Source organism: Plantactinospora sp. CNZ321, from assembly GCF_004217235.1.
Map to the genome: position 1 here is coordinate 5,838,154 of NZ_SHKQ01000001.1, position 20,424 is coordinate 5,858,577.

At 71.8% G+C, this 20,424-nt stretch carries 19 protein-coding genes and 2 pseudogenes; 8 read left to right on the forward strand and 13 right to left on the reverse strand.

Translation table 11 applies throughout. From position 1 onward, the window contains the following. Positions 1-37 precede the first annotated feature (37 nt). Complete coding sequence (locus EV371_RS25145; RefSeq protein WP_130464232.1) at positions 38-1,267, reverse strand: DNA glycosylase AlkZ-like family protein; 1,230 nt, start codon at positions 1,265-1,267, stop codon at positions 38-40. A gap of 80 nt (positions 1,268-1,347) precedes the next feature. Between EV371_RS25145 and EV371_RS25150 the strand changes: the two are divergent. Further along, positions 1,348-1,788: pseudogene (locus tag EV371_RS25150) on the forward strand (GNAT family N-acetyltransferase); the annotation flags it as partial. 9 nt (positions 1,789-1,797) lie between these two features. Here EV371_RS25150 and EV371_RS25155 read toward each other — a convergent pair. Continuing rightward, the gene (locus tag EV371_RS25155) at positions 1,798-3,102 is read right to left on the reverse strand and encodes a glycosyltransferase 87 family protein (protein ID WP_349339125.1); all 1,305 of its coding nucleotides are present in this window, start codon (positions 3,100-3,102) and stop codon (positions 1,798-1,800) included. Between the two features lie 35 nt (positions 3,103-3,137). Here EV371_RS25155 and EV371_RS25160 point away from each other — a divergent pair, with 35 nt between their 5' ends. Then, the gene (locus EV371_RS25160; protein WP_130464234.1) at positions 3,138-3,731 is read left to right on the forward strand and encodes a GNAT family N-acetyltransferase; all 594 of its coding nucleotides are present in this window, start codon (positions 3,138-3,140) and stop codon (positions 3,729-3,731) included. Positions 3,732-3,776: 45 nt separating this feature from the next. Here EV371_RS25160 and dapB read toward each other — a convergent pair whose 3' ends face one another. Next, positions 3,777-4,574, reverse strand: coding sequence for a 4-hydroxy-tetrahydrodipicolinate reductase (gene dapB, locus EV371_RS25165; RefSeq protein WP_486484969.1), 798 nt, complete (start codon positions 4,572-4,574; stop codon positions 3,777-3,779). Positions 4,575-4,675: 101 nt separating this feature from the next. Here dapB and EV371_RS25170 point away from each other — a divergent pair, with 101 nt between their 5' ends. The 3 genes from EV371_RS25170 to EV371_RS25180 are packed head-to-tail and all read left to right on the forward strand — an operon-like array spanning position 4,676 to position 7,445. Beyond that, positions 4,676-5,218 (forward strand): PadR family transcriptional regulator, encoded by a 543-nt coding sequence (locus tag EV371_RS25170; RefSeq protein ID WP_130464236.1) that lies wholly within the window; start codon positions 4,676-4,678, stop codon positions 5,216-5,218. Beyond that, the gene (locus EV371_RS25175) at positions 5,215-5,919 is read left to right on the forward strand and encodes an ABC transporter ATP-binding protein (protein ID WP_130464237.1); all 705 of its coding nucleotides are present in this window, start codon (positions 5,215-5,217) and stop codon (positions 5,917-5,919) included. Before EV371_RS25170 ends, EV371_RS25175 begins: the two co-directional genes overlap by 4 nt. After that, on the forward strand, positions 5,916-7,445 hold the full coding sequence (locus EV371_RS25180; protein WP_130464238.1) for an FtsX-like permease family protein: 1,530 nt from the start codon (positions 5,916-5,918) through the stop codon (positions 7,443-7,445). Before EV371_RS25175 ends, EV371_RS25180 begins: the two co-directional genes overlap by 4 nt. A 63-nt stretch (positions 7,446-7,508) precedes the next feature. Here EV371_RS25180 and EV371_RS25185 read toward each other — a convergent pair whose 3' ends face one another. The 5 genes from EV371_RS25185 to truB all read right to left on the reverse strand — a co-directional run bounded on the left by EV371_RS25185 (position 7,509) and on the right by truB (position 14,130). After that, positions 7,509-8,885, reverse strand: coding sequence for a M16 family metallopeptidase (locus EV371_RS25185; protein WP_130464239.1), 1,377 nt, complete (start codon positions 8,883-8,885; stop codon positions 7,509-7,511). A gap of 158 nt (positions 8,886-9,043) precedes the next feature. Next, on the reverse strand, positions 9,044-11,434 hold the full coding sequence (locus EV371_RS25190; protein WP_130464240.1) for a polyribonucleotide nucleotidyltransferase: 2,391 nt from the start codon (positions 11,432-11,434) through the stop codon (positions 9,044-9,046). A gap of 312 nt (positions 11,435-11,746) precedes the next feature. Next, positions 11,747-12,016 carry a 30S ribosomal protein S15 gene (gene rpsO / locus EV371_RS25195; protein WP_130464241.1) on the reverse strand — a complete coding sequence of 90 codons (270 nt, stop codon included), beginning with the start codon at positions 12,014-12,016 and terminating at the stop codon, positions 11,747-11,749. A gap of 227 nt (positions 12,017-12,243) precedes the next feature. Continuing rightward, positions 12,244-13,188 (reverse strand): bifunctional riboflavin kinase/FAD synthetase, encoded by a 945-nt coding sequence (locus EV371_RS25200; protein ID WP_130464242.1) that lies wholly within the window; start codon positions 13,186-13,188, stop codon positions 12,244-12,246. 48 nt (positions 13,189-13,236) lie between these two features. Then, positions 13,237-14,130 (reverse strand): tRNA pseudouridine(55) synthase TruB, encoded by an 894-nt coding sequence (gene truB, locus EV371_RS25205; protein ID WP_130464243.1) that lies wholly within the window; start codon positions 14,128-14,130, stop codon positions 13,237-13,239. Positions 14,131-14,328: 198 nt separating this feature from the next. Here truB and EV371_RS25210 point away from each other — a divergent pair, with 198 nt between their 5' ends. Continuing rightward, on the forward strand, positions 14,329-14,910 hold the full coding sequence (locus EV371_RS25210; RefSeq protein ID WP_130464244.1) for a Uma2 family endonuclease: 582 nt from the start codon (positions 14,329-14,331) through the stop codon (positions 14,908-14,910). Between the two features lie 64 nt (positions 14,911-14,974). Here the strand turns inward: EV371_RS25210 and EV371_RS33545 are convergent, their stop codons facing one another. From EV371_RS33545 to EV371_RS25220, 3 genes are read right to left on the reverse strand one after another with little or no spacing between them, the layout of a single operon-like run. Continuing rightward, a complete protein-coding gene (locus EV371_RS33545; protein ID WP_165436830.1) occupies positions 14,975-17,152 on the reverse strand; it encodes a hypothetical protein in 2,178 nt (725 codons plus the stop codon). Continuing rightward, positions 17,149-17,460: a hypothetical protein gene (locus tag EV371_RS25215; RefSeq protein WP_349339117.1), complete on the reverse strand. Its 312-nt coding sequence runs from the start codon at positions 17,458-17,460 to the stop codon at positions 17,149-17,151. Before EV371_RS25215 ends, EV371_RS33545 begins: the two co-directional genes overlap by 4 nt. Further along, entirely contained in the window at positions 17,460-17,771 is a 312-nt protein-coding gene (locus EV371_RS25220) for a DivIVA domain-containing protein (RefSeq protein ID WP_486484970.1), read from the reverse strand. Before EV371_RS25220 ends, EV371_RS25215 begins: the two co-directional genes overlap by 1 nt. A gap of 227 nt (positions 17,772-17,998) precedes the next feature. On the opposite strand from EV371_RS25220, the gene EV371_RS25225 reads away from it, so the two are divergent. After that, positions 17,999-18,175, forward strand: coding sequence for a DNA-binding protein (locus tag EV371_RS25225; RefSeq protein WP_130466205.1), 177 nt, complete (start codon positions 17,999-18,001; stop codon positions 18,173-18,175). A gap of 325 nt (positions 18,176-18,500) precedes the next feature. Here EV371_RS25225 and EV371_RS34630 read toward each other — a convergent pair whose 3' ends face one another. Together EV371_RS34630 and EV371_RS25230 are read right to left on the reverse strand one after the other, a co-directional pair. Next, complete coding sequence (locus tag EV371_RS34630) at positions 18,501-18,743, reverse strand: DUF7008 domain-containing protein (RefSeq protein WP_486484783.1); 243 nt, start codon at positions 18,741-18,743, stop codon at positions 18,501-18,503. Continuing rightward, positions 18,740-19,240, reverse strand: a complete 501-nt coding sequence (locus EV371_RS25230; RefSeq protein ID WP_486484784.1) for a DUF7008 domain-containing protein — start codon at positions 19,238-19,240, stop codon at positions 18,740-18,742. The genes EV371_RS34630 and EV371_RS25230 overlap by 4 nt, the downstream gene beginning before the upstream one ends. A 185-nt stretch (positions 19,241-19,425) precedes the next feature. On the opposite strand from EV371_RS25230, the pseudogene EV371_RS25235 reads away from it, so the two are divergent. Then, a pseudogene (locus EV371_RS25235) lies at positions 19,426-20,424 on the forward strand (IS256 family transposase); the annotation flags it as partial.

The following is a 20,424-nucleotide window of genomic DNA, read 5'->3' on the forward strand; positions in this document are numbered from 1 at the left end:
TCGCCCGGCCGGCCCGGCGGTCGCCGGCCGGCTCGTCTCACCGTACCGCGAGCATGCCGGCGAGGGCGGCGCCGAGCGGCCCGGCGAGATCTCCCCCGGCGGGGGCCGCCACCGCGCCGAGGCCGAGCCAGCCGGCCAGTCGGTGCAGCTCGGCGGCGAGCACCCCGGCGGTTTCGACCGGATCGGTGCCGGGCTCGGCCCAGGCGGCCGGCACCAGCAGCGTGCCGGCCCTGCGGTCGGCCTTCAGGTCGACCCGGGCGACGAACCGGTCCCCGAGCAGGAACGGCAGCACGTAGTAGCCGTGCACCCGCTGCGGTGCCGGGACGTAGATCTCGATCCGGTAGCTGAACCCGAAGAGGCGCTCGGTGCGGGACCGTTCCCAGATCAGCGGGTCGAAGGGGCTGACCAGGGTGCTGGCCCGGATCCACCGGGGCAGCCGGGCCTCCCGGTGCAGGTAGGCGGGGAGCCGCCAGCCCTGCACCGTGACCGGCAGCAGCTCGCCCGCGTCGACCAGCTCGGCGACGGCGGTCCGGGCGCCCGCGACCGGCAACCGGAAGTAGTCCCGCAGCTCCGGCTCGGCCGCCACCCCGAGCGCCCGGGCGGCGACCCCGACCAGCCTGCGGTGGGCGTCGGCCGGCTCCGGGGTCGGCGCGGCCAGCACCTCCGGCGGCAGCACCCGCTCCGGTATGTCGTAGACCCGGGCGAAGGAGCTGTTCCGGGAGGCGGCGGTCAGCTCACCGGCCCAGAACAGGAACTCGCAGGCCCGTTTGACGGCCGACCAGTTCCAGCCCCAGTTGCCGGTCTCCCGGGGCGCGTCGTGCTCGATCTCGGCGGCGGTCATCGGGCCGCCGGCCCGCACCTCGTCGAGAACCCGGGCGACCAGGGCCGGCTGCTCGACGGCGATCCGGCGCATCCCGCCCCAGGCGTCGGTGTGCGCGGCGGCCATCCGCCAGCGCAGCGCCGGGTGCAGGTCGACCCGGATCAGCGAAGCCTCGTGCCCCCAGTATTCGAAGAGGTCCCGGGGACGGCGGTAGGCGGCCCGGTCGAGCAGCTCGGCCGGGTAGGGCCCGAGCCGGCTGTAGAGCGGCAGATAGTGCGCGCGTTGCAGGACGTTGACCGAGTCCATCTGGAGCAGGCCGAGCCGGTCGAGCACCCGGCGCAGGTGCCGACGGTTCGGCACGGCTCCGGGCGCCGGATCGGCGAAGCCCTGGGCGGCCAGCGCGATCCGCCGGGCCTGGGACAGCGACAACGATTCAGGTACGGCCATCGTCCGGGACCCTAACCGATGGGTCCGACACGTCGCACAGGAGCTGGACCTGGCCCGCGAAACCGGATAAAACCGTCCTGATGGTAGCCGTCAGCCCCGAAGACCCCGACGACGCCCTGGCCATCGCCGAGGTGCACGTCCGGAGTTGGCAGGCCGGGTACGCCGAGATCATGCCGTCCGAGGTGCTGGCCCGGCTGAACGTCGCCGCCTGGGCGCAACGCCGCCGGGACCTCGGCACCGCCGAGCCCGATCACCCGTTCCGGACCCTGGTCGCCCGGGGCGGCGACGGAACGGTACTCGGCTTCTCCACCGTCGGGCCGTACCGCACCGACCAGGACCCGGACCGCCTCGACCACCGGTACGCCGAGATCCTCGGCCTGCACGTCCGGCCCGGACACTGGGGCGCCGGGGTCGGCCGGCGACTGCTCGCCGCCTCCGTCGCCGAGCTGACCGCGGTCGGCTGGACCGAGCTGCGACTCTGGGTACTCGCCGACAACCTGCGGGCCCGCCGGTTCTACGAACGGGCCGGGTTAGTCGCGGATGGTGAGCGGTCGACCTACGAACTGCAGCGGTCGGGGGGACGGCCGCCGCTTGGGCTTGTCGAACTCCGCTACGCCGCCCGGCTCGGCGAGCTGCCGGGGCCCCCGGAGCGGTAGCGCGAAGAGCAGCGCGACACTGATCCAGACGTAGAAGTTGCTGCCCAGGAAGCCGAGCAGGCCGTCGAAGCGGCGCTCCCAGATCCAGACCAGCCGGCTGATCAGCACCAGGTACGCGAAGACCGCGAACCGCAGCAGCCAGCGCCGCCGCCCGCTGCCGGCCGGGGCGGCGTACGCGTTGTCGACCAGCAGGATCAGCGCCGGGATCAGCCAGACCAGGTGGTGCACCCAGGTGACCGGGCTGACCAGGCTCTGCACCACGCCGGTCAGCGCCAGCCCGGTCGCCTCGTCCCCGACCGCCGCCGAGCCCCGGACCCGCCAGATCCAGACACCCACCGTCGCCGCCACCAGCACCAGCCAGAGCAGCGTGCTCGGATGGTCCGGGTCGAGCCGGGCGACCACACCCTGCCACGACTGGTTCGAGATGAACGACAGCGAACCGACCCGGTCGGTGTCCCACAGCGCGGTGGTCCAGAACTCCCGGGACGCGTCCGGGGCCACCCCGGCGGCGAGCAGGGTGACCGCGGTCGCGGTGCCGCTGGCCACCAGCGCCGCCCGCCAGCGGCCGGTGACCAGCAGGTAGACGATGAAGATGCCCGGGGTCAGCTTGATCGCGGTGGCCAGCCCGACCCCGACCCCGGCGAAGCGGCGGTAGCGCTGCGGCAGCCGCCGCCCGAACGGGGTCACCGGGGCGACCAGCCAGAGCAGGTCGGCGCCGACCAGGAACAGCAGCAGCATGTTCACCTGGCCGAAGTTGACCGTCTCGCGCATCGGCTCGAAAGCCGCCGCCAGGCAGAACGCGACGGCCAGGGTGAACCACCGGGTCCAGCCCGTCCGCCGGACGATCGGGTCGACCAGCCACCAGATCAGCAGCGCGCTGGCCAGCACGGTCAGCGCGACGCTGATCACCATCGCCGCCGGCCAGTTCAGGTACGCCAGCGGCAGCATCACCAGCGCCGCGAACGGCGGATAGGTGAAGCCGTACTTGCTGTCCGGCTTGAGCCAGTCGTAGATCTCGCCGTCGGCGCGTACCCAGTGGTGCAGCGCCCCGTAGTAGACCCGGAGATCGAAGAAGCCGTGCCGGGCCGTCGCCACGGAGAGGAAACCGGCGACCAGCACCACCAACGCGATCACGAATAGCACCTGGTACCGGGTACGCCAACCGGCACCCTGCGCCATTACCGCCCTCCCTGCCCTGCGTAGGCTTCTCACTCATGGCTCTCGGGTACGTCCGCCCGGCGCGTCCGTCAGACGCCGGCGAGATCGCACGCATCCAACTCGCGACCTGGCGGGTCGCCTACCGGAGGATGCTGCCCAAGCACGTGCTCGACAACCTGGACGAGGAGTGGCTCGGTCGCCGGTGGAGTGCGGCGGTCGAGGCGCCACCCTCCGAACGGCACCGTGTCCTGGTCGCCGTCGAGCAGGCCGAACAATCGTATCTGGTGGGATTTGCCGCATCCGGCCCCCCCGACGAGCAGGCGCTCGCACCGGAGGAACCGACCGAGGCGCTCGGCCCGGGCGTCGTCGCGGTGACCGACCTGCTGGTCGAGCCGAGATGGGGCCGGCGCGGACACGGCAGCCGGCTGCTCGCCGCCAGCGTCGACCTGTGGCGCACCGACGGCTTCGACACGGCGGTGGCCTGGGCCTTCGACGGAGACACCGCGACCCGGAAGTTCCTCGGCGCGGCCGGCTGGGAGCCGGACGGGGCCGCCCGGGCGCTCGACGTCGACGACCTGCTGGTGCCGCAGCTGCGGCTGCACGTCTCGCTCGCCGTCGAGCCCGAGCCCGCCGAGGCCGGGCAGGGCTGAGCCGCCACAAGCGGCCGGCCGCCCGTGGACCGGCCCCGTGTCGCTTCAGTCCAGCAGCGTGTCGATGCCGACGGTCAGCCCGGGACGGTGCGGGACCGCCCGCACGGCCAGCAGCACGCCGGGCATGAACGACGCCCGGTCGTACGAGTCGTGTCGGATGGTCAACGTCTCACCGGCGGTGCCGAACAGCACCTCCTGATGCGCGACCAGACCGACGGCCCGGACGGCGTGTACGCGTACCCCGTCGACGTCGGCGCCGCGCGCACCCGGCACCTCGTCCGTGGTGGCGTCCGGCACCGCGCCGAGACCCGCCTCGGCCCGGGCCTGCGCGATCAGCCGTGCGGTGTGCGTGGCGGTACCGCTCGGTGCGTCGAGCTTCTTCGGATGGTGCTGTTCGATGATCTCGACCGACTCGAAGTAGCGGGCCGCCCGGGCCGCGAACTGCATCATCAGCACCGCCCCGATGCCGAAGTTCGGCGCGATCAGCACGCCCAGCCCTGGCTTGTCGGAGAGCCAGTCACGCACCTCGTCGAGTCGGTGTCCGGTGAAGCCGCTGGTGCCGACGACCGCGTGGATGCCCTGCTCGACGCACCACCGCAGGTTGCCCATCACCACGTCCGGGTTGGTGAAGTCGACCACCACCTCGGCGCCCGCGTCGGCGGCGCCGGAGAGCTGGTCGTCCTGGTCGATCCTGGCCACCAGGTCGAGTCCGTCGGCGCTCTCCACCGCCCGGCACACCTCGACGCCCATCCGGCCACCGGCACCCAGCACGGCGACCCGCAATGGGCTCCCGCCCGGTCGGCCGGACGCCCCGGCAGCGGATCCGACCCCGGGTTCACGCACGTCGCTCACGCGGCACAACCTATCCCACCGGCCGGGGTAGGTCCGCCGGGTGTCCCGGCCGCTGCTTGACCCAACTATTCCCATGAGGAATAGTCGCCGTCATGTCAACCTCGCACGTTCTGCTGGGCCTCCTCGCGTCGCAGGGCGACCGGCACGGTTACGAGCTCAAACGGGAGTACGACCGCAGGCTGCCCGGTGTCCGACCCCTCGCGTTCGGCCAGCTGTACACGACGCTGGCCCGGATGCTGCGGCACGGCTACGTCGCCGAGACGGCCCCGCAACGGGTGGGCGGTCCGGACCGGGTGGCCTTCCGGCTCACCGACCAGGGCCGGTCCGAACTGGACGGCTGGCTGCGCCAGGTGGTGCCGTCCAGCCCGCAGATCACCGCCGAACTCTTCATCAAGGTGATCGTCGCGTTGCTGGCCACCCCGGACGAGACCGCCGCGCGGTCGTTGTTGACCGCCCAGCGAGCCAGCCACCTGGCGTTGATGCGGAAACTGACGAAGGTCAAGACCACCGCAGGTACCTCGGTCACCGAGTTGGCCGCGGCGGACTACCTGCTCAACCATCTCGACGCCGACCTGCGCTGGATGGCCACCACCCTCGACCGGGTCACCGCGCTGCGGGCGGAGGTGTCGGCGTGACCGACCCGACGACGACCTCGATCGAGGCGCGGCAGCTCAGCAAGGCGTTCGGGCAGACCGTCGCACTCCACGACGTCTCGCTCTCGCTGGGTCGGGGCGAGATCGTCGCCGTGACCGGACCGAGCGGCTGCGGGAAGTCAACCCTGCTGCACTGCCTCTCCGGGATCCTCCGGCCGGACCGGGGTGAGGTGTGGTTCCAGGGCCGGAACCTGGCGGCGGAGAGCGAACAGGTTCGGTCGCGGCTGCGCCGGACCGTGTTCGGGGTGCTGTTCCAGTTCGGCCAGGTGGTGGCGGACCTGACTGCGACCGAGAACGTGACCCTGCCGCTGCAACTGGGCGGGATGCGCTACCGCGATGCCGCCGTGACCGCTCGGCGCTGGCTGACCGAACTCGACATCGCCGAGTTGGCCGACAAGTACCCGGGCCAGCTGTCCGGCGGACAGCAGCAGCGGCTCGCGCTCGCCCGGGCGTTGGTGACCGAACCGGAGGTGCTCTTCGCCGACGAGCCGACCGGGGCGTTGGACAGTCTCTCCGGCGAGCAGGTGCTCGCCGGACTGGTCCGGCTCGCCCGTGAGCAGGGCACCTGCGTGCTACTCGTCACCCACGACGCCCAGGTGGCCGCGTACGCCGATCGGGAGATCACCATGCGGGACGGCACGGTGGAGTCGGACGGCCGGCTCGTCGTCGAGGAGGTCCGGTGAGACCGGCGGACGTGCTGCGGCTGGCCTTCGCCGGAACCCGCGCCGACCGGGCCCGAGTGGGCATCACCGCGCTGGGCGCCGCGATGGCGACCCTGATCCTGCTCTGTGCCGCCACCGTGCTCGCCGTGCCGCCGGCCCTCGACCGGTACCACAACCGGATGTTCAACACCGAGTCGATGCTGGCGAACCTGGCGTTCGCGATGATCCTGTTCACCGTGCCGGCGCTGTTCCTTCTCGGGCAGTGCGCCCGGCTGGGAGCACCCGGCCGGGACCGACGCCTGGCGGCCTTCCGGCTGGCCGGCGCGTCCCCGGCCCAGGTGGTCCAGGTGGCCGCCGCCGAGACCGGGGTGGCGGCCACCATCGGCACGCTCCTCGGCCTGGCCGGATACCTCGCCGGCCGCGCGCTGCTGGACAATCCCGGTCCCGGCGGTACCCGGACACTACCCACCGACGTGCTGCCGGCGGTACCGGCAATCGTCGGTGTCGCGCTCGGGGTTCCGCTGCTGGCGACGGCGCTCACCGTCGTGCTGTTGCGACGGGTCGCGATCACCCCGTTCGGTCTGGTCCGCGCCGCGCAACGGCGGCGGGTACGGGCCTGGCCGGGGCTGCTCGGCCTGGTCGGGCTATTCGGCTTCACCGCGCTGGAGGCCGCGTCCCGCACCGAGTTCGTCCGGCAGAACCGGCTGGGTACCGCCGAGGACGGGATCCGGATTGGCGCGATCCTGATCTGCACGGTGCTGCTGCTGCTCGGGCTGATGCTCGGCACGGCCTGGCTCGGGCACATCACGGCACGGCTGCTGCTGCGCCTGACCAAACGCCCGAGCGTGCTCATCGCGGCCCGCCGGATCCTCGTTGACCCCTACCAGGCCACCCGCACCTACACCGTCATGCAGGTGGTGACCGCCTTCGGTGGCGGTGCGATGATGCTGTACGCCTGGCTCGTCACCAATGCGGAGGTCCGAGGTGCCGTGTCCCGGGAGTTCACCCAGCGCTACGGCGGCACCCCCTGGGACCCCAGCGGCACCCTCGCGTTCCGGGCCGACGTCTTCAACCTCGTCAACACGGTACTGCTCGGCCTGCTCGGCCTCGCCGCCTGCGCGCTGCTGGTCGCCCTGGTCGAGTCCGCCGTCGCCCGACGCCGTACCCTCGCCGCGCTCGTCGCGGCGGGTACCCCCCGGGCGGTGCTCGCCCGCGCCCAGTGCTGGCAGGTTCTCATCCCGACACTGCCGGGCATCGCCCTAGCCTGCCTGGCCGGCATGTTCGCCGTGCGCTCGTTCACCGACACCGCGACCGGCGACCGGGGTCGCACCATCTGCACCGGAACCGCCGTGGAATGCGCCGATCCGGCGTACCAGGCCACGCACGTCGGCTGGGAGAATATCACCCTGACCTTTCCGGTACCGGTGCCCTGGGCCAACGTCGCCGCCCTGGCCGGCGCCGCGCTGCTCGTCGTGCTCACCGTGGTCGGCGTCAGCCTGCTCCTGCAACGCTCCAGCACCAACCCGTCGGAGCTACGGGCCGACTGAACCGGTCAGCGACGTGCCCGAGACGCCGGGTGGTCCGCGCCGTGGTGTGGTCCGCGCTCCGGTTCAGCCGGCTGCGGTCGGAAAGTCGTCCGCGCCGAACGGACCCACCACGGCCAGCGACATCGGCTGGGCCAGCAGGTCGGCAGCAAGGGCGTTCACCTCGTCCGCGCTGACCGCGTCGACCCGGTCCAGCAGCGCGTCAACCGGCAGCAGGTCACCGAAGAGCAGCTCGCCCTTTGCCAGCCGACTCATCCGGGAACCGGTGTCCTCCAGGTTGAGCACGTAGGAGCCCTTCGCCATGCCCTTGCCCCGGGCCAGCTCGGCCTCGGTGACGCCGTGCGCGGCGACCTCGGCCAGCTCGGCGCGGACCAGCTCCAGAACCTCGTCGACCTTGCCAGGGGCGCAGCCGGCGTAGACCGCGAAGAGGCCGGTGTCGGCGTACTGGCTGGAGTAGGAGTAGACCGAGTAGGCCAGGCCACGCCGCTCGCGGATCTCCTGGAAGAGCCGGCTGGACATGCCGCCACCCAGCACGTTGTTGAGTACCCCGAGCGCGAACCGCCGGTCGTCGAGCCGGCCGATGCCGGGACAGCCGAGTACGACGTGCGCCTGCTCGGTCTCCTTCTGCTCGACGATGCTGCCCGGCCGGCTGGTGCGTACCCCGGTGTCGGCCGGGCGCAGCGGTGCCGGCGCGGCTGGTTCGCCGTCCAGTGCCGTCCCCTCCAGCGCCTGCCGGACCAGCTTGACCACCTCGCCGTGGTCGAGGTTGCCGGCGGCGGCGATCACGATCGACGGCGCGGTGTAGCGACGCCGGTAGAAGCTCTGGATCTGCCGGCGGGACATCGGCGAGATCGTCTCCTCGGTGCCGGAGATCAGCCGGCCGAGCGGATGGTCGCCGTAGACCGCCCTGGCCAGCAGGTCGTGCACCTCGTCGCCGGGTTCGTCGTCGTGCATGGCGATCTCTTCGAGGATCACCCCGCGCTCGGTCTCCACGTCGGCGGCGGCCAGCACCGAGTCGGCGACCAGGTCGCACATCACGTCGATGGCCAGCGGCAGGTCCTGGTCGAGCACCCGCGCGTAGTAGCAGGTGTACTCCTTGGTGGTGAAGGCGTTCGTCTCGCCGCCCACCGCCTCGATCGCCGCCGAGATGTCCAGCGCGCTGCGCCGACGGGTGCCCTTGAAGAGCAGATGCTCCAGGAAGTGCGAGACACCGGACTGCGGCCCCGTCTCGTCCCGGGACCCGACCGCCACCCAGATGCCGAACGAGACGCTCCGCATCGCGGGGATCGCCTCGGTGAGGACCCGCAGGCCGCTGGGGAGCACGGTGCGGCGTACGGTGCCGCCGAGCGGGTCGCTGTCCACCACCCGGGTCACCGCCCGGGCCGCCGCAGCGGCAACACCGCCGACGCCATCCGCACCCGACACTCGCTTCGCCCGACTCAAAGGACCTGGCTCCTACCTGTACGTCGACGGCGCGGCGGACGCCGCAGCCGGACAGTGCGGCACGGCACCCGTACACCGGTTCGGTGCGATGATGCCGCGCGCCGCGCCGGCCCTCGCCACCCGGTCGGGTGCGGCAGGGGCCGGCGCGGCGCGATCGATCAGCTGTGCCGGTTGCGCCGGCGGCGCGGCTCGCCGCCACCGCCCTCGCCGCCACCTTCGCCGCCCTCGCGGTCGCCCCGGCTCGGACCGCGGTCGCCCCGGTCCCGGTCGCTGCGGTCGCGCGGGCCACGGTCGCCGCGGTCCCGGCCGGCCGGACGCTCGCCACCGGCCTGCTGGGCCGGCGCCTCCTCGCCCTCCGGCCGCACCTTGTCCAGGTAGATCTTGCCGCGGGCGTCGATGTCGGCGATCTGCACCTCGACCTTGTCGCCGACGTTGAGGAAGTCCTCGACCCGCTCGACCCGCTTGCCGTCGCCCACCTTCGAGATGTGCAGCAGGCCGTCCCGGCCGGGCAGCAGCGAGACGAACGCCCCGAACGCGGCGGTCTTGACCACCGTGCCGAGGAACTTGTCGCCGACCTTCGGCAGCGTCGGGTTCGCGATCGCGTTGATCCGCTCGACCGCGGCCTCCGCCGACGGGCCGTTGGTGGCGCCAACGTAGATGGTGCCGTCGTCCTCGATCGAGATCTCGGCACCGGTCTCGTCCTGGATGGCATTGATGGTCTGGCCCTTCGGCCCGATCACCATGCCGATCTTGTCGACCGGGATCTTCACCGTGGTCACCCGCGGCGCGTAGTCCGACATCGTGGCCGGGCCCTCGATCGCCTCCTGCATCACGCCCAGGATGACCTGCCGGGCCTCGTACGCCTGCTGCAGCGCCGCCGCCAGCACGTCCGACGGGATGCCGTCGAGCTTGGTGTCGAGCTGGAGCGCCGTGACGAAGTCCGGAGTGCCGGCGACCTTGAAGTCCATGTCGCCGAAGGCGTCCTCGGCACCGAGGATGTCGGTCAGCGTCACGTACTGCGTCTTGCCGTCGACCTCGTCGGAGATCAGGCCCATCGCGATGCCGGCCACCGGCGCCTTCAGCGGCACACCGGCGCTGAGCAGCGCCAGCGTGGAGGCGCAGACCGACCCCATCGAGGTGGAGCCGTTCGAGCCGAGCGCCTCGGAAACCTGGCGGATCGCGTACGGGAACTCCTCACGGCTGGGCAGCACCGGGATCAGCGCCCGCTCCGCCAACGCGCCGTGTCCGATCTCGCGCCGCTTCGGCGCCCCGACCCGGCCGGTCTCACCGGTCGAGTACGGCGGGAAGTTGTAGTTGTGCATGTAGCGCTTGGTCTTCTCCGGGGAGAGGGTGTCCAGCGCCTGCTCCATCCGGAGCATGTTCAACGTGGTGACGCCGAGGATCTGGGTCTCGCCGCGCTCGAAGAGCGCCGAGCCGTGCACCCGGGGCAGCACCGCGATCTCGGCGCTCAGCGGCCGGATGTCCCGCGCGCCGCGACCGTCCATCCGGACCTGCTCGCGGAGCACCCGGGAGCGTACCTCGGACTTGTTCAGCGAACGGAAGGCCGCGCCGATCTCCTTCTCCCGGCCCTCGTAGCTCGGAGCGAGCTCCTCGACGACCCGGTCCCTGATCCGCTCCAGCGCCTCCTCGCGGTCCGCCTTACCCGCGATCTTCAGCGCCTCGGCGACCTCACCGCGCGCCACCCCGGCGACCGCCTCGTAGACGTCGTCGTTGTAGTCGAGGAAGACCGGGAACTCGGCGACCGGCTTCGCGGCGATCTCGGCGATCTCGCTCTGCGCCCGGCACAGTTCCCGGATGGCCGGCTTGGCCGCCTCCAGGCCGCTCGCCACGACCTCCTCGGTCGGCGCCGGAGCCCCACCGGCGACCAGTGCCACGGTGTGCTCGGTGGCCTCCGCCTCGACCATCATGATCGCCACGTCGCCGTCCGGCAGGGCGCGACCGGCGACCACCATGTCGAAGGTGGCCCGGGTCAGCTCCTCGATGGTCGGGAAGGCGACCCACTGGCCGTCCACGTGCGCCATCCGGGTCGCCCCGATCGGGCCGGAGAACGGCAGGCCGGAGAGCTTGGTGGAGAGCGACGCGGCGTTGATCGCCACGACGTCGTACGGGTGCTGCGGGTCGAGCGCCAGCACGGTCTCGACGACCTGCACCTCGTTGCGCAGTCCCTTGACGAAGGACGGGCGCAGCGGCCGGTCGATCAGCCGGCAGGTGAGGATCGCGTCCTCGCTGGGCCGCCCCTCGCGCCGGAAGAACGAGCCGGGGATCCGGCCCGCCGCGTACATCCGCTCCTCGACGTCGACGGTGAGCGGGAAGAAGTCGAACTGCTCCTTCGGCTGCTTGCCCGCGGTGGTCGCGGAGAGGACCACGGTCTCGCCGAGCTGGGCGAGGACGGAGCCGGCGGCCTGCCGGGCGAGCCGCCCGGTGGAGAAGGTGATCTCACGGGTGCCGAATGGCCCGTTGTCGATCACCGCGGTGCGGTGCTGGGTACCCAGCGTGCCTGTGCTGTTGGGACTGGACGTTTCGGTCATGGTGCGGTAGCACTCCTTCGATCGGGGGCCCGCGACTGCCCTCCGCGCCGGTATCCACCGGTGCGAGACCGTGGCCAGAGGAGCTGCTCAGACAACCGGTCTTCGATCGAAGCGCCCGGGGCGCCGGCAGTGCCGGCCGGCCCGGGGGCCACTACCGAGGACCGGTGCGTCGACCGGCTCCCCATCGGGTGGTCGCGCTGGCCCCTGGTTACGGGTGTGGCGAGGTGGGGCGGGTGGAGCGGCTGCCCGTCGGTGCCTTCGGCGACCTCCTGCCGCCGGACCGTCACCGGGACGGCCGCTCCCCCGCTCAGCTCACCGCCGCAGACCGAGCCGCTCGATGAGCGACCGGTAGCGGTTGATGTCCTTCTTCTGCATGTAGTTGAGCAGCCGCCGACGGCGACCCACCAGCAGCAGCAGACCACGACGGCTGTGGTGGTCGTGCTTGTGCACCTTGAGGTGCTCGGTGAGGTCGGCGATCCGCTTGGTCAGCACCGCCACCTGCACCTCGGGTGAACCGGTGTCACCCTCGGCGGTCGCGTACTCCTGGCGGATCTTGGCCTTGCTTGCCTGGTCGAGCGCCATATCTCCCTGTTTCCGGATTGTCGTGTCCGCCCGGGCCGGTCGGCGACCGGGCCGGGGCGACCTCGCACCCGCGGCGTCGTGCAGGCACGCGAGGCCACGCCGGTAATCCGACGTCCCCGCCAGGCTACCAGCCTGTCCGGGTTCGGCCGAGTCAGGGCACGCCCGACCTGGGCGGATCATCCGGCCGGGAAAGTTGGCCCTGGTCAGACGGTCCGCCGCGGCCGCGGTCAGGCGAGCACCCGGCGAGTCTGCTCGACGTCGGCGTTGATCTGCGCGACCAGTGGCTCGATGCCGTCATAACCGCGCATCTCCCGCAGGTACGCCACGAAGTCCAGGGCGAGCCGTTCCCCGTAGAGATCGCCCGAGAAGTCCAGTACGTATGCCTCGACCCGGCGCTCCCGCCCGGAGAACGTGGGATTCGTGCCGATCGACACGGCCGCCGGTAGCCGCTCGGCGCGCTGTCCCGCCCGGCCGCCCCGCCGGATCAGCCACGCCGCGTAGATGCCGTCCGCCGGCACCGCCGCGTACCGGTGGCAGAGCAGGTTGGCGGTTGGGAAGCCGATCTCCCGCCCCCGCTGGTCACCCCGGACCACCACGCCCTCCACCCGATGCGGCCGGCCCAGCGCCGTGGCGGCGGCGGTCACATCACCGGCCGCGACACAGGCCCGGATGTAGGTGGACGAGAAGACCGTGTCGGCGTCGGCGACCAGTGGCGCCTCCTCCACCCCGAAGCCGAAGGTCCGGCCCAACCGCTCCAGCAGCGCCACGTCGCCGGCCGCCCGGTGGCCGAACCGGAAGTTCTCCCCCACCACCACCAGGGCGGCGTGCAACTGCTCGACCAGCACGTCGTGCACGAACGCCTCCGGCGACAGCCGGGAGAAGTCGGGGGTGAACGGGACCACGCAGAGTACGTCCACCCCGAGCGCCTCGATCAGCTCCGCCTTACGGGCCTGTTCGGTCAGTACCGCCGGGTGGGACCCGGCCCGGACCACCTCGGCCGGATGCGGGTCGAAGGTGACCACGACCGACTGCACGCCCATGTCCCGGGCACGCTTCACGGCGTGCCCGATGATCGCCTGGTGTCCCCGGTGTACCCCGTCGAAGACCCCGATGGTCACCACCGACCGGCCCCAGCCCACCGGCGCCCCGTGGTACCCCCGCCACCGCTGCATCCCTGGTCCCTTCATCCTTCCGTGCGCCTGCCCGGCTCGGTCGCTCGTTCAGGCCGGGGCGAGCACGATCTCCGCCCGGGCTCGGCCGTCCCGGTCGCTGACGATAGCGATCAGGCCGCCCGCCGGATCGAAGACGGCGTACGGCCCGGTGATGCCGGCCGGGTCGAGCGGGCCGCCGTGCGAGAGCACCTTCGCCTCGTCGGCGCTGGCCTGCCGCTGCGGGAAGAACCGCCGGGCGGCCGCCTCGACGGTCAGGTTGACCACGTCCGGGGCGCGTTCCTCCAGCTCCGGCAGGGTCGCCGCCTCGGCCAGGGTGAAGCCGCCCACGGCGGTACGCCGCAGCGCCGTCAGGTGCCCGCCGACCCCGAGCGCGGCGCCGAGGTCCCGGGCCAGCGCCCGGATGTACGTCCCGGAGGAGCAGTCCACCGCCACGTCCACGTCCAACACGGCCAGCCCGTCGACGGTGTTGCGACGAGAGTCGAGCACGTCGAGGCGGAAGACCGTGACCCGACGCGCGGCCAACTCGACCGCCTCGCCGTCGCGTACCCGCTTGTAGGCGCGCTGTCCGTCGACCTTGATCGCGCTGACCGCGCTCGGCACCTGGTCGATCTCACCGGTCAGCGGCAGCATGGCGGCGCGTACCGCCTCCTCGGTGACCCCGGCGGCGTCGGCGGTGCCGACCACCTCGCCCTCGGCGTCGTCGGTCACCGTCGACTGGCCGAGCCGGATCGTCGCGGTGTAGCTCTTACCTGCCCCGATCACGTAGGTCAGCAGCCGGGTCGCCCGGCCCACCCCGATCACCAGTACTCCGGTCGCCATCGGATCCAGCGTGCCGCCGTGCCCGACCCGACGGGTCCGGGCCAGCCTCCGGATCCGGGCCACCACGTCGTGCGACGTCATGCCGCCGGGCTTGTCGACCACGATCAGACCGTCACCGCTCACGGGATACCAGCGTGCCAGAGCCCTCTGACGCGCGCTCCGCCGCTCCGCCGGCCGCCACCGTACGCCGCCGAAACGTGACGGTCAGGCTACCGATCGCCGTACGCGCATAAGGACGGGCTGCCGCGCGCACCACCACGCCGGAAAGGCCCTCTTCGTTATGCTGAGCGTCACGGGCAGGTCGACCGCAGGGGTGAGGCGATGAGTGCCGAGCCGGTGTACGAACGGTTCCGCCCGCCGCCCGGTGGCTTCACCGCCGATGATCTCGACCGGATTCCCGGCCTTCCCTCGCACGCCGAGTTCATCGACGGAAGCCTCGTCTTCGTCAGCCCGCAGAAGCTCTTCCACATGAAGGTGCTCCGGCTGCTGGAGCAGGCGCTGGCCGTCGCCGCGCCGACGGACCGGTTCCGGGTCCGGCGGGAGATGTCGGTGGTGCTCGGCCCGCAGCAGCGCCCCGAGCCGGACCTGATCGTGGTGCACGCCGATGCCGACGTCGACAACGACCAGACCTGGTATCCGGCGGACGCGGTGGTGCTCGCGGTGGAGGTGGTCTCGCCCGACTCCGTGCTGCGCGACCGGGAACGCAAGCCGCAGATCTACGCCCAGGTGGGCATCCCGCACTTCTGGCGGGTCGAGGAGAGTTCCGGGCAACCCACCGTCTACGTCCACGCCTTGGCGGCGTCGTCCCGCGCCTACCGGCCGACCGGCATCTTCCACGGCCGGCTGAAGCTCGCCGAGCCCTTCGATCTGGACATCGACCTCACCGGGTTCGACCGGCTCTGACGTCCTGGCCGTTCCGGCGGGGTCCAACAGGGCCGTTCCGGCGGGGTCGCACCTGCCCGGCGGGTCACCCGCCCGGGGCCAGGCCGAGGGCGCCGATCGCGGCGGGCAGGGTGGCCGCGGTGACGAGCGGGCGTACGCCGTCGGGTTCGCGGAGCACGATCTCGCAGGTGGCGGCCGTGAAGTGCACGGCCACGGGCTGGCCGGCGTGGTGTCGGGCGAGTCGGCGCAGCAGCGGCACCGGGTCGGCCACCTCGATCGGGTTCGGACACTGCGGCACCGGGATCGGGTCGACCGGATCGTCGGGGACGGTGCCGGCGATGGCGAGTCCGAGATAGTCGAGGCAGAAGGCGATCGCCGCCTCCGGAGTGGACCGGATCGGCCGGTCGGCCGGGGTGACCGGCCCGCTGGCGGGGCCGACGTTCACCTCCCAGCGTTCGCCCTGCACCAGCCGGAGGTCTCCGGTGTTGCGGACGTGGTCGACGACGGTGACCGTGAGCGTCAGGTGCAGTCCGAGGGCGAGCCGGACCAGGTCGGCCAGGGACGGTACGTCGGGGCGACGGGCCAGCATGAATAGCCGGGCGCCGGGCCGGCCCCGGGCGGCTGCGGTCAGGTGTGCGGTCAGCGGGTCGTCCCCGGGCCGGTGCAGGGTGACGGTGCCGTGCCGCAGGTCGTGATCGAGGTCGCCGCCGCCGTCGAGTTCGATCAGGTCGTCGGGGCGTACCCCGAAGGTGGCCGCCCACTCCGCCAGCCGGAACCGCCCGGGGAGCTGGTGCAGCGGCTTGCCGCCGGGCTGGGTGGCGACGTGCGGGGCGGCTACCCGGCGCCCGGTCCGCCAGCTCCGCTCCCCACCCGGCACGGTGTCCGGGGCGATGTGCCAGCCGAGTTCACCGGTCTGCCAGCCGGTCGGGTCGGCCTGCCAGGTGAGGTGGACGACCCGACAGGTCAGGTCGGTGATCGTGACGGTCACGGTCTGGTGCAGCCGGCGGCTGCCCCGGCAGGTGTGGCAGCGCAGCGCCGACGGGCTGCGGCCGGTGCCGGCGCAGGCCGGGCAGTCGGGTTCGGCGACCCCGGCGCCGAGTCGGCAGTGACAGCGCCGCAGGTTGCTGTCCGGGTCGCAGTCGGGGCATTCGGCGTACGGGAGAGGCTCGCCCTGCCACGACGGGGCCGGCGGCTGCCAGCCGCGCCGCAGCAGCACCCTGCGCCGCTGGTGGATCTGCCCGGTCGACGATTCGCTGAGATTGTCCGTGGTGTCGGTGACCCGCAGGCTGGTGTGGTGCCACCGGCCGTCGCGCCAGATCGCCTGCGCACCGGCGGTCGGTTCGCCGGTCCGCAGGTCGACGCAGTCGGCGAGGATCCGGCGTTCGAGCTGGTCGAGGTCGATGCTGGCGGGGCCGGCCGGAGGCAGGTCGGGGCAGCTCAACCGGTACGCCGGGACGCTGCGACCGCGTTCCTCCAGCCCGTAGAGGGCGTCCAGCTCGCTGGTGCCGATGATCGCGCTCGGCAGGTCGTCGGCGTGGCCGCGCCCCTCGGCGGGGACGGGGCTGTCGGGCACCTCGTAGCGCAGGTGCCAGCTCAGTCCGGTGCCGTTACGGTCCCGGCGGGTTTCGATCACCAGGTCTAGGCAGAGCAGGTCGGCGAGGCGGCAGCGCCGGGCCAGCTCGGCGGCCGGATCTCGGGGAGGTTCACTCGTCGTCCTGCCGAGGTAGAGCCACCACGGATCGTACGACTGCGCGGCGATCGCCTCCGCCTCCAGCAGTTCCCGGTCCGCCGGGGGCAGGTCCGGGCGCCAGCGCGACGGCAGCAGGACCACCGGCTCCTCCGGCGGGCCGGGCCGGCGTACCTCGGTCCAGGACTTGGCCCCGACGCGGGCGGCCAGTTCGTGTAGCAGCGGGGGGAGCGGCAGGCACCAGGTCCGGTGGTCGGCCGGCCAGCGCTGCGGTTCCACCACCCCGGGTACGACGTTCACCGAGGCGAGGGTGCCGGTGTCCAGATTCGCCATGGTGAGGACGAACTGGGCGCGACGGCGGCCGGTCTGCCGGCAGATGTGGCACGGCCGGCCGACGGTGCCGACCCCGTCGCATTCCAGGCAGTCGTGGTAGGGCTCCCTGGGCGTTCGATCCTCCTCGCTGACCAGCAGCCGGTCTCCGTAGTAGGTGCAGCGGCACGGGACGAGGGTGAAACTCATGCCGTCGCACTCGCGGCAGGGCAGCACCGGCGGCCCGGCCGGAACCGGCCCGGTCACCCGGCCGGCTCCGACACCCGCAAGGCTGCCGGGTCGGTGCCGTCCGCCTCCGGATCGTCCGGGGTCACGACGGCCGCGCACGGGGTCTGGTGTTCGGCGCGCAAGGCGCACCGCCGGCCGCCGCCGAGCAGCCGGTCGCAGAAGAGCCGGGACTGCACGATCTGGTCGTCCTCGGCCGAGACGGTCGCCTCGGCCACGTCGACCTGCGGCAACCGGGCGAGGGTCCGGGCCGCCGTCCGGGCGAGGATGCGGGCGGTCGCCGGGGTCGGCGCGGCGAAGGGCACGTGTACGACGTACCGCTCGGTCATCAGCGCCCCGCCAGTTCGTGGGCGGTCGGCGCCGGCCGGGCCTGCCAGCGCCGCATGGCGTCCTTGATCCGGGCGTTCTGCTTCCGGACGCCCGCCAATTCGGTGTACGCCCGCGCCAGGTCACCGGCGACCTGGTCGAGGAACTGGGCGACCTCGTCCGGGTCGACTCCGCGCCGCCGCCCGAAGCCGACCGGGGTGAACCGACGGGTCCGCACCTGGGACGGCATCAGCGGCCGGTACGTTCCCGACCGGTACGCCGGCCCGAGCCGCCGCAGCGGCTGCCGGTCTATCCGTAACACCAACCAGAGCAGATAGCCCACCACCTTCACCAACCTTCCCGACGTCGGAGCAGGACATGGACGGTGACCTCGGCCCGACCGGAGGTACGCCGGCCAGGCATGGGGCACTTCGACTCGAAGCTCAGCTTGCCGCTGTACTTGCCTTAGGTCAAGTCCCTCAGGCAGGTTGTCTGCGATCAACCTGCCGATGGTCAAGGACCGCGAAACCTACCGTCGTGAGCGTGGCAAAACTCCGGCTCATGGGCACGCACGAGATCCGCGTGCGCCTGGGCGGGATTTCGAAGCAGCGCGTCTACGAGCTGACACAGCGCCGGAGCTTCCCGGAGCCGGTGGCCGAGTTGCGGCAGGGACGCGTATGGCTGGCCGAGGACGTCGAGCGCTGGATCGCAGAACACCGTCCAGACCTGGACGAATAGCCGGCAGCCCGCCAACACCGACGCCGACCAGAAGGCGCATAGCTCGATGCCGGGTCAGGCGGCTGATGGAGTGCTGCGGGGGCAACGAGACCGTGATCCAGCTCAAGGCCGAACGCCTCGTCTACGGCCAGCAGGTCCGAGGCGTCTACGTGGGGCATGAGCCCGGATTGAGCTGAGACGGGCCGCCGCCCATCTGGCCAGCCTTCGAGATCCGAGACCTTGAAGTCGCGGTGCTTTCCGGAGTACCAGGCGTCGATCGTTTCACCCTTGACCGGCAGGGTGGTCTCGGTGAGCCGGTCGCAGTCGAACAGCTTTCCGTCGAGGATCACGTGGGACCAGCCGTCGACGGCGGCTCGACGCAGAGTTCCTGCGCCTTCCGATCCAGGTAGACCATGGCCAGCGCCTGCGTCTGGGCCAGGTGGTCCCAGCCGGCCCAGCCGAGCACTTCGCTGCCGTCGGTGTCCCGGCTCGCGCCCGGATAGGAGATGAACCGCTCCTTCGGCACATCGAGCTTGCCCCGCGCCCGCCAGTACGACGGTCGCACGAAGTCCGCCGATGCGTACTTCACACGTCGATCTCGACCTTCTCCCCCGCGTCCTCCCGACGCTGCAACGCCCGGGTCCGCTCCCACTGCGCCCGCCTCCGGAGCCCGGACGGCTTGTACCGTTGCGCCGGCAGATGCGGCACATGCTCGTCGGCAACCAGCGTGTCGATCGTCTTCGCCAGGTTGTAGTCCTCGTGCCCGACCCACAGATCCAGCACCGACCGGAAGTCCTTGTCATGCCGTACCCGGGCGGCGAACTGCGTCACCGACAGCGGCTCCGGCGTCCCGCCCCACAACTCCGACGCTTCCAGCCGATCCAGCAGCCAGTCCCGTAGCGCGGCGGCCTGCGTCTTTTCCCACCCCTCGATGGACCACCGCCGCTTACACTCCGGCCGTTGCGATCCCGACCAACGCGGTTCCCCGTTCCCCGGCGGGAGAAACCCGATCGAGGCGACGGCGGCGTGCCACGGCCCGGACGGACACGGTGCCGGCCGACGCCCGACAGACCACCACCGCAGCACCAGTCAGTAGGTGTTGTTCGCCGTGATCAGCCGCACCTCACCCGCCGGCAGGGCCGGGCACGGGACTGTACAAATAACGGCTGATCGACCGATCAAGGGAGAGACGCCAGATGACGACCGAGACCACCGTGGGACAGCCGGCCGCTGGGCCGGTGGGTGCGGTCACGGATGAGCAGTTGATCGCGATGCTGGTCGATCGGGCTCGTGGTGACGGGCTGCGGTTGACCGGCGAGGGTGGGCTGCTGCAGCAGCTGACCAAGCGTGTGCTGGAGTCGGCGTTGGACGGTGAGATCACCGACCACGTCGGCTATGACAAGCACGATCCGGCGGGTCGGGGCAGCGGGAACACTCGTAACGGCAGCCGGGCCAAGACCGTGCTCACCGATGTCGGGCCGGTCGAGGTCCGGGTCCCACGCGATGCCGCCGGGACGTTCGAGCCGCAGATCGTGCGCAAGCGTCAGCGGCGCCTGACCGGCGTCGACGACATGGTGCTGTCGTTGTCGGCCAAGGGTCTGACCCACGGGGAGATCGCCGCGCACCTGGCCGAGGTCTACGGCGCCGAGGTGTCGAAGCAGACCATATCCACCATCACCGACAAGGTCATGGACGGCATGGCCGAGTGGCAGAACCGGCCTCTCGACAGGGTGTATCCGGTTGTGTTTATCGATGCTATCAACGTCAAGATCCGCGATGGTCAGGTTGCGAACCGGCCGATCTACCTGGCCATGGCGGTCACTGTCGACGGGCACCGCGACATCCTGGGGATCTGGGCTGGTGACGGCGGCGAGGGCGCCAAGCACTGGCTGCATGTGCTCACCGAGCTGAAGAACCGCGGCGTTCAGGACGTGTTGATGCTCGTCTGCGACGGGCTCAAGGGCCTGCCGGACGCCGTCGCGACGGTGTGGCCCCGCACGATCGTTCAAACGTGTGTAGTCCACCTGCTGCGCAACTCGTTCCGCTACGCGGCCCGCCAGGACTGGGACAAGATCGCCAAGGCGCTCAAGCCGGTCTACACCGCGGCGACCGAGGATGCCGCGACTGAACGGTTCCTGGAGTTCGCCGAGGCATGGGGCCGCAAGTACCCGGCGATCGTGAAGCTGTGGGAGAACGCCTGGGCCGAGTTCGTGCCCTTCCTCGCCTTCGACGTGGAGATCCGCAAGGTCATCTGCTCCACGGATGAAATC